This window comes from Collinsella sp. An271 (assembly GCF_002159695.1).
Lineage (GTDB): Bacteria > Actinomycetota > Coriobacteriia > Coriobacteriales > Coriobacteriaceae > Collinsella > Collinsella ihumii.
Map to the genome: position 1 here is coordinate 240,138 of NZ_NFJE01000002.1, position 14,788 is coordinate 254,925.

16 protein-coding genes are annotated in these 14,788 nt (G+C 65.1%); 5 read left to right on the forward strand and 11 right to left on the reverse strand.

The features are described from left to right. Nucleotides 1-103: 103 nt before the first annotated feature. The 3 genes from B5F74_RS02715 to B5F74_RS02725 all read left to right on the forward strand — a co-directional run bounded on the left by B5F74_RS02715 (nt 104) and on the right by B5F74_RS02725 (nt 2,700). A complete protein-coding gene (locus B5F74_RS02715; RefSeq protein WP_087199962.1) occupies nt 104-445 on the forward strand; it encodes a metalloregulator ArsR/SmtB family transcription factor in 342 nt (113 codons plus the stop codon). Between the two features lie 18 nt (nt 446-463). Further along, nucleotides 464-682 carry a cation transporter gene (locus tag B5F74_RS02720; protein WP_066834292.1) on the forward strand — a complete coding sequence of 73 codons (219 nt, stop codon included), beginning with the start codon at nt 464-466 and terminating at the stop codon, nt 680-682. Nucleotides 683-789: 107 nt separating this feature from the next. Further along, nucleotides 790-2,700: a heavy metal translocating P-type ATPase gene (locus tag B5F74_RS02725; RefSeq protein ID WP_087199822.1), complete on the forward strand. Its 1,911-nt coding sequence runs from the start codon at nt 790-792 to the stop codon at nt 2,698-2,700. A gap of 112 nt (nt 2,701-2,812) precedes the next feature. Here B5F74_RS02725 and B5F74_RS02730 read toward each other — a convergent pair whose 3' ends face one another. Beyond that, nucleotides 2,813-3,169 (reverse strand): metal-dependent transcriptional regulator, encoded by a 357-nt coding sequence (locus B5F74_RS02730; protein WP_087199824.1) that lies wholly within the window; start codon nt 3,167-3,169, stop codon nt 2,813-2,815. A 151-nt stretch (nt 3,170-3,320) separates the two neighbouring features. After that, nucleotides 3,321-3,749 (reverse strand): peptidylprolyl isomerase, encoded by a 429-nt coding sequence (locus tag B5F74_RS02735; protein ID WP_087199826.1) that lies wholly within the window; start codon nt 3,747-3,749, stop codon nt 3,321-3,323. 240 nt (nt 3,750-3,989) lie between these two features. Here B5F74_RS02735 and B5F74_RS02740 point away from each other — a divergent pair, with 240 nt between their 5' ends. After that, nucleotides 3,990-4,175 carry a hypothetical protein gene (locus B5F74_RS02740; RefSeq protein WP_066834284.1) on the forward strand — a complete coding sequence of 62 codons (186 nt, stop codon included), beginning with the start codon at nt 3,990-3,992 and terminating at the stop codon, nt 4,173-4,175. Between the two features lie 386 nt (nt 4,176-4,561). Here the strand turns inward: B5F74_RS02740 and B5F74_RS02745 are convergent, their stop codons facing one another. Further along, on the reverse strand, nt 4,562-5,626 hold the full coding sequence (locus B5F74_RS02745) for a D-alanine--D-alanine ligase family protein (protein ID WP_204212401.1): 1,065 nt from the start codon (nt 5,624-5,626) through the stop codon (nt 4,562-4,564). A 192-nt stretch (nt 5,627-5,818) separates the two neighbouring features. On the opposite strand from B5F74_RS02745, the gene B5F74_RS02750 reads away from it, so the two are divergent. Next, the gene (locus B5F74_RS02750) at nt 5,819-6,565 is read left to right on the forward strand and encodes a SprT family zinc-dependent metalloprotease (protein ID WP_087199964.1); all 747 of its coding nucleotides are present in this window, start codon (nt 5,819-5,821) and stop codon (nt 6,563-6,565) included. On the opposite strand, the gene B5F74_RS02755 is transcribed toward B5F74_RS02750, so the two are convergent. From B5F74_RS02755 to nrdD, 8 genes are all read right to left on the reverse strand, one after another. Beyond that, complete coding sequence (locus B5F74_RS02755; protein WP_087199830.1) at nt 6,471-7,340, reverse strand: nitroreductase family protein; 870 nt, start codon at nt 7,338-7,340, stop codon at nt 6,471-6,473. The two genes, B5F74_RS02750 and B5F74_RS02755, sit on opposite strands and share 95 nt — an antisense overlap. 27 nt (nt 7,341-7,367) lie before the next feature. Then, entirely contained in the window at nt 7,368-7,817 is a 450-nt protein-coding gene (locus tag B5F74_RS02760; RefSeq protein ID WP_087199832.1) for a metalloregulator ArsR/SmtB family transcription factor, read from the reverse strand. A gap of 147 nt (nt 7,818-7,964) precedes the next feature. Continuing rightward, nucleotides 7,965-9,539: an RNA-binding domain-containing protein gene (locus tag B5F74_RS02765; protein ID WP_087199834.1), complete on the reverse strand. Its 1,575-nt coding sequence runs from the start codon at nt 9,537-9,539 to the stop codon at nt 7,965-7,967. A 163-nt stretch (nt 9,540-9,702) separates the two neighbouring features. Beyond that, nucleotides 9,703-10,197, reverse strand: a complete 495-nt coding sequence (gene folB, locus B5F74_RS02770; RefSeq protein WP_087199837.1) for a dihydroneopterin aldolase — start codon at nt 10,195-10,197, stop codon at nt 9,703-9,705. A gap of 69 nt (nt 10,198-10,266) precedes the next feature. Then, complete coding sequence (locus B5F74_RS02775) at nt 10,267-10,791, reverse strand: HD domain-containing protein (protein ID WP_239283326.1); 525 nt, start codon at nt 10,789-10,791, stop codon at nt 10,267-10,269. Beyond that, nucleotides 10,791-11,348, reverse strand: a complete 558-nt coding sequence (folE, locus tag B5F74_RS02780; protein WP_087199839.1) for a GTP cyclohydrolase I FolE — start codon at nt 11,346-11,348, stop codon at nt 10,791-10,793. Before folE ends, B5F74_RS02775 begins: the two co-directional genes overlap by 1 nt. Before the next feature lie 100 nt (nt 11,349-11,448). Continuing rightward, entirely contained in the window at nt 11,449-12,030 is a 582-nt protein-coding gene (nrdG, locus tag B5F74_RS02785) for an anaerobic ribonucleoside-triphosphate reductase activating protein (protein ID WP_087199841.1), read from the reverse strand. Between the two features lie 222 nt (nt 12,031-12,252). Beyond that, on the reverse strand, nt 12,253-14,475 hold the full coding sequence (gene nrdD / locus B5F74_RS02790) for an anaerobic ribonucleoside-triphosphate reductase (RefSeq protein WP_087199843.1): 2,223 nt from the start codon (nt 14,473-14,475) through the stop codon (nt 12,253-12,255). Nucleotides 14,476-14,788: the final 313 nt, after the last annotated feature.

Below are 14,788 nucleotides of genomic sequence, written 5' to 3' on the forward strand. Positions count from 1 at the left end.
ACATGCGCTCATATAATCGGAGCTGACAGAAATATGAATGTCTGTTCATATGAGAAAGGAGGCAAAAATGAGCGCGCGACAGCAACAATTGGACGGCGGAGACATGACGGCCACCGCCCATGAGCCCGCGGAGCTCGCCACGACCTGCTCGCCTGAGGACCTTCCCGACGAGGAGCTTCTGTACGACCTCGCGGACCTGTTCAAGGTGTTCTCGGACACCACGCGCATCAAGATCCTCTACGCCCTCATGGGCCGCGAGCTGTGCGTGGCCGACATCGCCGCTGCGACGGAAACGTCCCAGTCGGCCGTGTCGCACCAGCTGCGCATCCTCAAGCAGTCGCACCTCGTCAAATTCCGGCGCGACGGTCGCAACATCAACTACTCGCTCGCCGACGACCACGTGTACACCATGCTCAACCAGGGCATGAGCCATATCTGCGAATAACGACCGAAAGGAACCATCATGCGCAAGTCCTTCAAGCTCGACGAAATCGATTGCGCCAACTGCGCCCAGAAGCTCGAGGACGCCATCTCGAAGCTCGACGGCGTCGAGAAGGCAAGCGTCAACTTCATGACGCAAAAGCTCACCCTCACCGCCGCCGACGACCGGTTCGACGAGGTGCTCGACCGCGTGGTCAAGCTCACCGCCGATCTTGAACCCGACTGCGAGATCCTGCGTTAGAGGATACGAAAAAGCCGCCCGCGCGGGCAGGCGCGGGCGGCTCGAATCAACCGGCACATCTCATACCGTTGACACGGCAAGTATAGACCCATTCAGGTGATCGAACCATGAACAAGAAACAGAAGCGCTGGAGGAACCGCATCGTCCTCGCGCTCGTCATCTTCATCGTCGTGTACGCCGTCGAAGAGCTCGGCGTGCTCGGCGCCATCTTCGGAGCGCCCGGCGACCTGTACGCAAGCTTCGCGCTCTTCCTCATCCCCTACCTCATCGCCGGCTACGACGTCCTGCAGAAGGCATGGCGCAACATCCGCCACGGCCAGGCGTTCGACGAGAGCTTCCTCATGACGGTGGCGACCATCGGTGCCTTCGCCATGGTGTTTTTCCCCGAGGCCGAGCCGCACATGGCGGAAGGCGCCGCGGTCATGCTGTTCTACCAGGTCGGCGAGCTGTTCCAGAGCTATGCCGTGGGCCAGAGCCGCAAGTCCATCAGCGCCATGATGGACATCGCCCCCGACTACGCCAACATCGAGCAGGACGGGCAGCTCGTCGAGGTCGACCCCGATGAGGTCCAGGTCGGCGACATCATCGTCGTCAAGCCCGGCGAGCGCGTGCCGATCGACGGCGTCATCACCGAGGGCGTAAGCCAGCTCGACACCGCCGCGCTCACCGGCGAGTCCATCCCCCGCCACGTGGAGCCGGGCGCCGACGTCATCTCCGGCTGCATCAACATGACCGGCATGCTGCACATCCGCACGACCAAGCCGTTCGGAGAATCCACCGTCTCGCGCATCCTCGAGCTCGTGGAGAACGCGAGCGAGAAGAAGGCGCGGACCGAGAACTTCATCACGCGCTTCGCCCGCTGGTACACGCCGATCGTCACCGGCGCCGCCGTGCTGCTCGCCGTGATCCCGCCTGTGCTCGGCATGGGCGCCTGGTCCGATTGGATCCTGCGCGGCCTCACGTTTTTGGTGGTCTCCTGCCCCTGCGCCCTGGTGATCAGCGTGCCGCTGTCGTTTTTCGGCGGCATCGGCGGCGCTTCCAAGCTCGGCATCCTCGTCAAGGGCTCGAACTACCTGGAGCTGCTCTCCAAGGTCGATACCGTGGTGTTCGACAAGACGGGCACGCTCACGAACGGCACGTTCAACGTGGTCGCCATCCATCCCGAGGCGGGCGTCGACCCCGATTACGTGCTCTCCAACGCCGCATATGCCGAGGCGTTCTCCGATCACCCCATCGCGGTGTCCGTGCGCCAGGCGTACTCCGGCGAGATCGACCAGGCGCGCATCCGCGACGTCAAGGAGGAGTCGGGCCACGGCGTGTCCGCGCACGTTGATGAGCACGTGGTCATGGTCGGCAACGACAAGCTCATGGCCGAGCACGGCGCCCGCTGGCACGAATGCGACCTGACCGGGACCATTCTGCACGTCACGGTCGACGGCCGCTACATCGGCCACATCGTGATCGCCGACGTGGTGAAAGACGATGCCGAGCAGACCATACGCGACCTGCATGCCGCCGGCGTGACCAAGTGCGTCATGCTCACCGGAGACCGGCGCGACGTCGCCGAGGCCGTGGGCGAAAAGCTCGGGCTCGACGAGGTCCATGCCCAGCTCCTGCCCGCCGACAAGGTCAGCGCCGTCGAGCATCTGCTCGGCTTCGAACGCGGCGACGCCAAGCTCGCGTTCGTGGGCGACGGCATCAACGACGCGCCGGTGCTCACCCGCGCGGACGTGGGCATCGCCATGGGGGCCATGGGATCGGACGCCGCCATCGAGGCCGCCGACGTGGTCCTCATGGACGACAAGCCGTCCAAGATCGCCCGCGCCATCCGCATCGCGCGTAAGACCATGCGTATCGTGTGGCAGAACATCGTGTTCGCGCTCGCGGTGAAGATCGCGATCCTGCTGCTCGCGGCGATCGGCGTGGCAAACATGTGGCTCGCGGTGTTCGGCGACGTCGGCGTGGCGATCATCGCGATCCTGAACGCGATGCGCGCCATGCGGGTGAAGGGGGTCTAGAGCTCCGCGCTCCCGTGGGTCATGTGGGGACGGGGCCGGTTCAACCCATGGCGGCGCGCTGCGCCGACGTGGGTTGAGCCGGCCCCGTCCCCCATTGCACCTAATAACACTACTAGGCCATATGCGCCTTGAGCTTTTGGAAGCTGTCCTCGGACAGGCAGTGCTCCATGTGACAGGCCTCCTCGGCCGCGAGCTCCGGCTCGACGCCGGCTGCGATAAGCAGGTCGCGGAAGAAGACGTGCCGCTCCAGGATCTCGTGCGCCACCTGCGCCCCCGCCTCGGTGAGTCGGACGTCGCGCTTGACGACCTCGATGAACCCCTTGCCCTCCAACGTCGACAGGGCCTTGGAGACGCTTGCCTTGGTCACCCCGAGATGCTCGGCGATGTCGATGGCGCGAACAGCTCCGCGCTCCTGCTGGAGCACCAAGATGGCCTCGAGATAATCCTCGCCCGATTCGCGCAACCGCATGTCGCAACCCTTTCGATCGGTTAGTTAGTTATAGTGAACTCATACTACCTCAAAAAGTTTGATATAGCAAACAAATAGCCCTGCACCGGACAGCGGTGCAGGGCTTGCGGTAAAGCGGCATGAAGCGCGACGCGATGCGGATGGCTCGTCTCTAGTCGAACACCTCGACGAGCTCGATCTCGAAGTTGAGGTCCTTGCCTGCCATCTCGTGGTTCGCGTCGAGCATGACGCCCTCGTCGTTCACCTCGAGCACGACCGCGGGGATCGGCTGGCCCGCGGGGCCGGACAGGTAGACGTGGTCGCCCGCATGCACCTGGTCGATGTTGGGCACCTGATCGGCCGGAATCCTGAAGACGAGCTCCTTGCGGTGCTGACCGTAGGCCTGGTCGGCCGGGATATGGACGGTCTTCTTCTCGCCCACCTCCATATCCATCACCGCCGCGTCGAAACCGGCGATCATCTGATGGGCGCCGCAGATGAACTCGATCGGCTCGCCGCGATCGTAGCTGGAATCGAACTGCGTGCCGTCGTCAAGCGTACCGCGGTAGTGCGCGCGGACCTTCTTGCCGTCGTTGGACATGTGCATCCTCGTTTCTGTCATACCGTCTCGCCCCTTGTGGGCGCAGACATGCAGTGGGCACTATACCCCATGCGCCGCAATCATGCCGCGCGCGGCGCATTCGTGCCATCGAGCGAGATATGCACACAAATTCGGGTACCATGGCCTAGAAAAGCTCCCGGCCCGGAGCCGGGGCAGGTCGCGCAAGCAGCCGGTCGGCACCTGCTGGCCCGGCGCCCCGCCCGATGAAAGGATGAGATCATGGCAGATTCCACAGCACGCGATCGCGACGCCCTTGCGGACAGGGAGCTCGAGCAGGCGTCGGGCGGCATGAGCATCGACGAGATCAGGGACCTCACGGACTCGTACCGCAACTTCCTCGAACATGCGAACAACGCAGTTAAAACCGCGTCCGACCTACTGAAAGACCAGGCGCAGCGCCTGTAAGCGGCCGCATGCCGGGATTTCGCGCAGTGCGGACCGTGAATCGCCCAGATACCGGCATCTGAGCACCGGCCACGAAACGAAAAGGGAGCTTTTGGGTACATGTTTTCCGGTCCGCCGAGTAGACCCTCATCAGCATAATGTATAACATACTGATTTAGATATGTTGCCATATGCAGAAGGTGGGCTACTCAACCAACCGGAAAACATGTACCCAAAAGTCCCTTTTTCGTTCAGGCAGCAATTCAAGAGTATTCTATTAAATGCAATATATAAAAACAGGGGTATAATGCCGGAATTTCCGGCATTATACCCCGACCCCACCGCGCCGCTGAGCGCTCCGGCCGCCTGGGGCTATACAGATAAGCGGCAGGCACGCGCCCTTGGCGCTACCCGTGCAGCTTGGCGTCGATCAACTCGGCGAGCACCTCGCCCAGATCGTGGCCCGCAACGCGCATCATCTGCGGGAAGCGCGAGTAATAGGTCATTCCCGGCGTGGAGTTGACCTCGTTGAAGACGACCTCGCCCTCCGGTGTCACGAACAGGTCCACGCGCGCGAACCCGGAGCAACCGAGCGCCTCGTAGACCGTGCGACCCGCCTCGCGGACGCGGGCCATGACGTCGGCGGGAAGGTCGGCGGGACACCGCAGCTCGGTGTTGGCGCCGGGATCCTTCTCCAGATGGATACGGAAGAAACCGTCCCCGGTGATGACGATCTCGTCGACCTCGCCCATCGTGATGCCGTGGATGGAGTCGCCCATGACGGCGCACCCCACCTCGACGCCCGTGATGGCCTCCTCGACGGCGACCTTCTCGTCGAGCTCGAACGCGGCATCGAGCGCGGCGCGGTAGGCCGCGTCATCGGAGGCCTTGGAGACGCCGATGGACGAGCCCCCGCGAGCGGGCTTCACGAACACGGGGTAGCCGCCGCACTTCTCGACGACGGCATGACACGCCTCGTCGGAGGCGCCGCGATAGAGCACTTCGCACTTGGGCGAGCGAACGCCGGCGGCCGCCGCCAGACGGTGGGACGCGTCCTTGTCCATGCATACCGCGGAGGCGAGCACGCCGCAGCCGACATACGGCACGCCGCACGCCTCGAGCGTGCCCTGCACCGTGCCGTCCTCGCCGCCCTGGCCATGGAGCACGGGCAGCGCCACATCGACCGGCAGCTCCACGAACTCGCCTTCGACAAGCTCCATGAAGCCGCCGCGTGCGTCCTCGCTGCAGCCGGGGATGAGCACCACGGGGTTCACGTCGTGGTCCTCCCATGCGCCGGTCACAATATCCGCGACATCGCCCGAATAGTGGAACCACGCGCCGTCGCGGTCGATGCCGATGAGAACCGGCTCGAAGCGGTCGCGCGGCAGCTGCGCGATGACGTTGTCGGCGGATTTGAGCGAGATATCGTGCTCGGTGGAGATGCCACCGAAGAGGATCGCAACCTTGATCATGGCCATCTGTCCTTTCCGATCGGGCGACGAGGCGCCGCGCGTGCAAGGGGCACCCATTATAGCGACGCGACCCCGCATGCCCTCTCGCCGCCGCGGGCGCCTAAGCGCCTGACCACGGCAAACCGCCGCTGCGTCACGGAGAATTCACGGCAGGGTCCGCACAGGGCAGGCGAGCGTGCTATGCTGTGCCGCATGAAACGCACAGCAGCCCTTTCGGCTTCAACCTTCACGCTCTACGTCGATGGCGCCGGACAGCGCATCCCTGTGACCGTCACGCGCAAGCGCGTGCGCAACCTCAACCTGCGCGTACGCGGGGACGGTTCCGTGGCGATGAGCATCCCTGCGCGCACGAGCGTTGCCGCCGCGCAGGAGTTCTTGGACCGCAAGAGCGCGTGGATCGTCGAGCGCGTGCGGCGCAGACGCGAGGTCATTTCCGCCCCGCTCCACCCCGAAGAGCTCGAAACCGTCATGCTGTGGGGAGCGCCGGTGCCGACGGAACGCGCGCTCGATGACGCGGGCATCCACCACGGCGCTGCAGCGCGCCCCTCGACATTCAGAGCCATGCTGCAGGACGGGCCGTCCGTGCCTGCCCGCATGTCGCCCGACGAGTACGGGCGCCTCGTCGACAAGCTGTATCGGCGCGAGATCGAGCGCGCGCTGCCCGAGGTGGTCGAACGCGTCGAGGCGACCATGGGCGTGCATGCGAGCAGCTGGAGCATCCGGTCCATGAAGACCCGCTGGGGGTCGTGCACGCCTGCGACCCGTGCCATCCGTATCAACGCGCGCCTGGCGGCCTATCCTCCGCTTTGCCTGGAGATGGTCGTCACCCACGAGCTCGTGCACCTCATCGAGCCGAGCCACAACGCGCGCTTCCACGCGCTGCTCGACACCTACTGCCCGAGGAATCGCGAGGCTTCCGCGCTGCTTCGCCGATCGTGAGCCGCGTGCGGCAGACCCCTCGGCTTATCGCGCCGCTACCCACCGCCAGCGCGACGACAGAGCGCGCGCCGATCTCGAAATGGCAGCGAGCGATGCCCAGATCGATCTTTGCGCACGGCCCCAGCCCCAAGCGCGCCCGCACGCCGGGCACCTCGCCCTCGACGAGCTCGAACGAGAACGCCTGCTGGTTCATGGCCGTCGGGGCGAGCTGGGCGGCACGCATGCCGGCTGCGAACCATTCCGGCATGGCCGCAGGTCCGCCCGGCACACGGCACAGGCTCGTCACGGGCTTGACCTTATGGGACGCGCCGGACGTCTCGCCGTACCCGAGCGCGAGGATCGCCGGACGCGCCTCGCCTGGCATCGTGCGGGCGGCGCCCCGTTTGCGGTAGGTCATGGCGACCCAGCAGGTGTTGAGGCCCAGCAGCTGGGCGGCGAGCACGACCTGCTCCCCGTAATACCCGACCGTCTCATCCAGGCGCGGGCCCTTGCGCCCGATGAGCGCCACGTGGTTGCGCACCCCGCGAAACGACCCGTAGTGAGCGAGGGCGCCGTCGAACGCGGACGGGTCGTCTGCGACGAGCGTGAAGCTCAGCCCTGCCGCCTCGTTGCAGCCGTCTATGACGGACTGGAGCTCCCGCAGCGCATCGGCATCGATTCTCTTATCTCGGTAGCTGCGCACCGAATGGCGCGCCTCCATGGCGTCAAGCAGATGGGCATCGTCCCAGCGCGCAAGCGCATCGACCGTCCCGAAAGAGCTCGTATCGATTTCCATGGCACCCTCTCCCCTTTCTCCGGATTCCTATTCGACCCGCTTGCCGCCGCAGCCATCCCCCGCACTCTCGGCGCGGCGCGCGACCTGTCTCACGAACCCCTCCGCGTCGCCTGCCAGGCGCGCCATCCGCGCCCACAGGGCCAGATCGGCGCTCACGTGATAGAAGTTTCTGGTTCCCACCTCGTACATATCCACGAGGCCCGCCTCGCGCAGCACCTTGAGATGATGCGAGACGGCCGGGCGCGACAGGTTGACGCACACGGTGAGCTCACCCACGCGCATGCCTCCCCAATGGCGCAGCCGCTCGATGAAGATCTGCTGGCGGCTCTCGTTGCCGAGCGCGATGAACACCTGGCGGCATGAGGAGAACTCCTCGGCAAGCTCCGTCATGCGCCGCGGCGCGAAGGCGTCCCAGGCCGAATCCGCAGGCTCGCGGGGCTCGATGGACTCCCGCTCGGAGTCGCAGGGATCGCGCATGGTGCTGCCTCCTCACGTCAACGGTCGAAGATCTTGAACCATTGTAGAAAGCGCATTCGCCCCTGTCAGCATCGGTAAAGGTATTCGAGACGAACGGGCGCGGGCGCGGGTCGGCGCCGTATCCGCCCGCATCCTGGGACTCTCGCACTACCCGACAGCTTCCTGTTGCCGCAGCTCATCCGAAGCTCGATAGCGAACCGCCCGGGCGCGCCCCGACTTGACCAGCGCTCCGGAGGCCACCATACCGTTGATGACCTTGAGCGCCGTGTCGCGTCCGACGTCAAGCGCCCGCTGAGCTTCCTCGCGCGAGAAATCGCCTCGTTCGAGTGCGAAGGCTATCATGAACCGCTCGAGACGACGCGGGCCCGTATCCGCAGGGCTGTCCCCGATGCGTTCCATATGCGTGACCCGAACGCCCGCCGGGGCGCCGGCGACCTCCCGTCCGGCCGCGTCCGCCGCGCGAGTTCCCTCTTGTGCACGATCGAGCGCGCACCTCTCCGCACGCGCCCGGTCATATGCCGCCTTCACGCGCACGGGCAGAGCCCCCATCGCATCGAGTTCGTCGAAAGCCTCCTGGCCCCCGCGAAGATCGGGGCCGCTGTTCGCCGTCAGGCTCATGTGCGGGTTGCGCGTCGTGTTGACGTTCGGCAGCACGAGCGTGAAGAAGGAGCCCTCTGCCTCGATACGCGCTGCAAGCCCCTCGTGTTCATACAGCTTCCAGATCTTGGGAAGGCCGGACCCGTACGCCTCGACTTCTCCCAAGCGGCCGAACAGCGCCAGCAACCGGGGGTTTCGCGGCGAGGACTCCCGCGTGATGGCCTGTTGCGCGGTGATGCCGAACAGGCCTCCGAACGAGGTGAACGAAAGCTCCGTGCGGTACATCTTCACCAGCGTGGGCACGCAGAGGCTCTCATCGTAATCGCGGTGGATGATGGCGTTGAGCAGGCCCTCGCGCAGCGCGTCATCAGGATAGTCGCGCTGATCGATCCTCGTGTTCGACGGGAAATACGACCTGAGGTTGTTCGCGAGGCGCAAAAAGCCGAGCGCCCGCTCGTACTGGCCGAGGATCGACCCCTCGCACTCGATGCGGTTCAAAAACTCGGTGCCGGCGTCGTCGTTGAAGACGGCGCACTTCAGGGTGAAGGGGTTCTGGTCGGAGACGAGCAGGGCGAGATTCGAGTAGAACCCGTCGCGGGCGAGCATACCGAGCGCCCGAAAGCGTTCCGGGGAGAACTCGGCGCCGTGCTCCCGGAAGACGCGCCCGGCCTCGTCGAAGGTGAGCTCCTGCACCCTTGCGTGGCGCGTCTCGAAAAAATCATCGTCGGCTTCGCGGATCATGCGCCGGATGTCCCGGCGGCCCATCGGCACGGTCGCAGGCCCCAGGCGGATGAACACGCCAGCCGGAACCAGGCCCTTTGAAGCCAGGTAGTAGGGCTTCTCATCACCCGCCTCGACGGACACGAGCACGGTGTCTTTGCCCTCGAGCTTGACGGGCTCGATATGCACGAGGTGCGCGAGCGGTGGGCAGATGGCATCATGCACGAGGTTCGAGACCTTGAGCATCTCGCTGTCGATATCGTCGACGCCGATCACCCGGCCAAAATCGTCGATACCGATATAGATGTCTCCACCGGTTCCGTTTGCAAATGCGATGATCGTCCTGACGATACGTTCGGTAACTGTGCGTTTAAACTCGATACGTTCCGTTTCCCGGTACTCCATCGCCCGCCTCCTCTCGTCGATATATCGACGATAGTACCACGGCGTGCGGACATCGTTGCGTGCGGGCGTGACAGCACGACAGAAGAATCGTCAACCCGGGCGGCCGCCTGACCGCCCGGGTTGACGATTCCCCGCCTTGTTGTCACGCCTGGGATGGAAGCCGCTACCTCGTGCGGACGATCTCCACCGCGACGGTGCGCAGCGGCAGGCCGATCGGGGCCCAGGGCTTCTCCAGGCGCACGCGGACGCCCACGAGCGCGTCGTGGCGGGCGAGCAGGCGATCGGCCAAGCCTTCTGCCACGGCCTCGATCAGCTTGAACGTATGGTCGCGCAGGAAATCGTCGACCTCGTGGCACACCTTGCCGTAATCGATCGACGCGCGCAGGTCATCGGTGCGCCCCGCCTCGCGCAGGCTCGTGTAGAGCGTGAGCGAGACGATGAACTTCTGGCCGAGCGCGCGCTCCTCGGAATACACGCCGTGGTTGGCGAAGACCTCCAGGCCGTCGATCTGGATCTTATCGGCTCCGGACAGGTCGGCCGCCGTCCAGCGGGCTATGGCCGTCCTCGTGGCGGGTAGCCCGGCCTCGCGCCGCGCGAGCTCCGCGCCCTCGGTCGGCGTGGCGTTTTCCGGCAGATGCTTTTGATGCTTCTTGCCCATGGCAATCTCCCCTTTCGTCCCCGCCCCGCATGCGAGAGGGTCAAAAGGGCGTCCAGCCCTTTGCCCCCATCAGATGCGGACGGCGAGGTTCTGCTGTTCTGTCGGCCAGTTGCATTCGGGGCGTGCGGGGCAGGCGAAGCAGGGGCGCGACAGCTTGTCGGCCCGATACAGCAGGCTGCCGAGCGGCGAGACGGCCGCATCGGATACGCGGTGCGCGCCGATGGCATCTGTGATGAGGTCCTGCTCCGCAGGCGAGAATGCACGGTCGCCATCTACCGTACCCATTATTTCGCGCGCGATGCGCACCCCGGCGACATCGTGCGGCTCGCCCGTCTCGTACTGCGCCGCGCGCCCGATGTCGTGCAAAAGCGCCGTGGCGTAGACGACGTCGCGCGGCAGGTCCGCGCCCTCCTCCAGCACGCCGATCCACATGATGCGCGCCACGTCCATCAGGTGCGCGAGGTCATGGCGGCAGAAAGCGCGCATGTGCTCGAGCTCCTGCATGCGGGCGAGATGTTCCTGAAAGACCGGGTGGCGCCAGATGGCATCCGCCCGTGGCATGGCCGCGCAGACGGCCTTTCCGCAGCGCTCCACTAGCGCCCCAGCATGCGGAAGAAGCGCTCCTCGAGCGACGGGTCCTCCGCGAACGCGCCGCGGCGGGCGCAGGTGACCGTACTGGTGCCCGGCTTCTGCACGCCGCGCATCGTCATGCACATGTGCTCCGCCTCGATGAGCACGATGGCGCCGCGGCATCCGAGATCCTCCATGAGGGCGTCGGCGATCTGGGAGCACAGGCGCTCCTGCAGCTGCAGGCGGCGCGCGAAGACCTCGACGGTGCGCGCGAGCTTGGAGAGGCCCGCAACCCGCCCGTCGGGTATGTAGCCGATGGCGACCTTCCCGTAAAACGGCAGCAGATGGTGCTCGCACAGGGAGTAGAACGTGATGTCGCGCTCGATCACCATGTCGTCCGCCTCGACCGCGAACGTTTTGGCCAGATGCGTCGCGGGGTCCTGGTCCATGCCGCCCGCGAGCTCGGCGTACATGCGCGCCACGCGGTCGGGCGTCTCGATGAGCCCCTCGCGCGTCGGGTCCTCGCCGATGCCCTCGAGCAGCAGGCTGATCGCCTGGCGCACCTTTTCTTGATCGACCATGAACATCCCTTCGAACGCATGCCGCTGACTGCGTTATCGTACCACCACAACGCCCGCTGCCGGACCCGCCATTGGAGACGGGCCCGGCGGCGGGTCGCGCCTACATCGTGTGCGTGCTGTAGACCTCTTCGTCCTGCCAGAGGCGCACGGCCTCGGACAGTGGCACGCCCAGCTCGGATGCGGCCTCGCGCGTGGCGTTGAGGTCGATCACCCGCTGGTTGGACGACCCGTGGAACCGCAGCGTGATGTCGTAGAGCTCCTGCACCCACGGCCCGTCGACCAGGATGTCGATGCAGGCGAGCAGCCGCTCGGTCACCTCGGTGCGATGGCGGCCGCCCTCCATGAGCTCGTCGAGCGTGTCGCCCGTGAAGCACCAGATGGTCTTGCCGCAGCCGCGCGGATAGCGCGCGCGGACGCGCTCGACGAACTCGACGAGCCCCGCCTGGTTCTCGGGCTCCATGGGCTCACCGCCCAGGATCGTGAGCCCGTCGACGTAGCCGGGCGCCAGGCTCTCGATGATCGCATCCTCCACCTCGCGCGTGAACGGCTCGCCCGCCTCGAAGCTCCATGCGCCGGAGTTGAAGCACCCCGGGCAGCCGCGCCTGCATCCGGAGACGAACAGCGTCGTGCGCACGCCCTCCCCGTTGGCGATATCGAAGTTCTTGATCTCGGCGTAGTTCACGCGTGCTCCACTTCTCACCGTGCCAGCAACGATCCATCATGCAATGTCGACAGCAGCCCTCTAGGTAGAGTACTCAGTCAGCGAGCGGGCATCTGACGAGGCGAGGTGACCCGAACGAGGAGGGCATAGGCCTTAAGGCCATGCCCGACAAGTGAGGGACAGATCGCCCGTCAGATGCCCGCGCAGCGTCGAGTAGTTCCGCGGTTCGGTAGAACCGCGGAACTACAGGTGCAGCACGCGGTCGCGGATCTCCTCGGTGCGGCCCTGGTTCCAGAACTGCGTGCCGATGTAGCCGCAGGTGCGGCGCGCCACGTTGAGCTTCTCCTGGTCGCGGTTGCCGCAGTTGGGGCACTCCCACACCAGCTTGCCGTCGTCCTCCACGATCTTGATCTCGCCGTCGTAGCCGCACACCTGGCAGTAGTCGCTCTTGGTGTTGAGCTCCGCGTACATGATGTTGTCGTAGATGTACTGCATCACGCGGATGACGGCCTTGAGGTTGTCCTGCATGTTGGGCACCTCGACGTAGGAGATGGCGCCGCCGGGCGACAGCTGCTGGAACTCGCTTTCGAACTTCAGCTTGTCGAACGCGTCGATCTCCTCGGAAACGTGCACGTGGTAGGAGTTCGTGATGTAGCCCTTGTCCGTCACGCCCGGGATGATGCCGAAGCGGCGCTGCAGGCACTTGGCGAACTTGTAGGTCGTCGACTCGAGCGGGGTGCCGTACAGCGAGAAGTCGATGTCGGACGCCGCCTTCCACTCTGCGCACTTGTCGTTCATGTGCTGCATGACCTTGAGGGCGAAGTCCTTGCCGCGCTCGTCGGTGTGGGAGGCACCGGTCATGAACTTCACGCACTCGTACAGGCCCGCATAGCCCAGGCTGATCGTGGAGTAGCCGCCGTAGAGCAGCTTGTCGATGGTCTCGCCCTTGTCCAGGCGCGCGAGCGCGCCGTACTGCCACAGGATCGGCGCCGCGTCGGACAGCGTGCCCTTCAGGCGCTCGTGACGGCACATGAGGGCCTTGTGGCAGAGCTCCAGGCGCTCGTCGAAGATCTCCCAGAACTTGTCCGCGTCGCCGTGGGACGACAGCGCGACGTCGGGCAGGTTGATGGTCACGACGCCCTGGTTGAAGCGGCCGTAGTACTTGGGCTTGCCCGGCTCGTAGTTCTTGGCGCGCGCCACGTTGTCAAACCCGTTGCCGGAGCGGTCGGGCGTCAGGAAGCTGCGGCAGCCCATGCAGGTGTAGCAGTCGCCGTTGCCCTCGGTCTCCCCCTTCGACAGCTTGTACTTGCGCATCATCTTCTCGGAGATGTAGTCGGGCACCATGCGCTTGGCGGTGCACTTGGCGGCGAGCTGCGTCAGGTAGAAGTACGGGGAGTCCTCGTGGATGTTGTCCTCCTCCAGCACGTAGATGAGCTTGGGGAACGCGGGCGTGATCCACACGCCAGCCTCGTTCTTCACGCCCTCGTAGCGCTGGCGCAGGGTCTCCTCGATGATCATGGCCAGATCGTGCTTCTCGGCGGGCGTGCGCGCCTCGTTGAGGTACATGAACACCGTGACGAACGGTGCCTGGCCGTTGGTGGTCATAAGGGTCACGACCTGGTACTGGATGGTCTGCACGCCGCGGCGGATCTCGTCGCGCAGGCGGTCTTCGACCACGGAGGCGATCTTGTCCTCGGAGGCGTCCACGCCGAGCTCCTCGAGCTCGCGCAGCACCTGGCCGCGAATCTTCTGGCGCGAGACGTCGACGAACGGCGCCAGGTGCGTCAGCGAGATGGACTGGCCGCCGTACTGGCACGAGGCCACCTGGGCGATGATCTGCGTGGCGATGTTGCAGGCGGTCGAGAAGCTGTGCGGGCGCTCGATGAGCGTGCCGGAGATGACCGTGCCGTTCTGCAGCATGTCGTCGAGATTCACCAGGTCGCAGTTGTGCATGTGCTGCGCAAAGTAGTCGGAATCGTGGAAGTGGATGAGGCCCTCGTTGTGGGCGTCGACCACGTCGGAGGGCAGCAGCACGCGCTGGGTCAGGTCCTTGGAGACCTCGCCGGCCATGTAGTCGCGCTGCACGGAGTTCACGGTCGGGTTCTTGTTGGAGTTCTCCTGCTTGACCTCTTCGTTGTTGCACTCGATGAGCGACAAGATCTTGTCGTCGGTGGTGTTCTTCTGGCGCTTCAGGCTCTGCACGTAGCGATAGATGATGTAGTGGCGGGCGACCTCGTAGTGGTCGAGCGCCATGATCTCGTCCTCGACGAGGTCCTGGATCTCCTCGACCGACACGGTATGGCCGGCGTTCTCGCATGCCTCCGCCACGTTCTGGGACGCGAAGACGATCTCGCGCTCCGTCATGCGCTCGCGCTCTTTCACCTCGCGGTTGGCGCCGCGGATCGCGTTCGAGATCTTCTCGATGTCGAATGCGACCTCGGTACCGTTGCGCTTGATGATTTTCATATCGATGCCCTTCGATAGTCATGTTCGTGCCCGGAGAGCGCCGACCGGCCCTTTCGCACCCGACGGCGCGAATCCGATTGCCCGGCTCTTCTCCAGCACCGCCCGCCATCCGCCCCGCAAAACGGTGCCGCCGAGTCTGGGACACCCCCGCGAGGCAGGAGGCAAGCAGCGCCGGATACCAACTATACGTCATCCATCCTTACAACATACAGGGGAACTTCTGGGCACCCCCTACTACATATTGTGTTTTGGCAGGTCAGCCGCAATGTGCTTTTTTCGAGTCATTTAACTTTTGCTGAAGAGACGGGAGGGT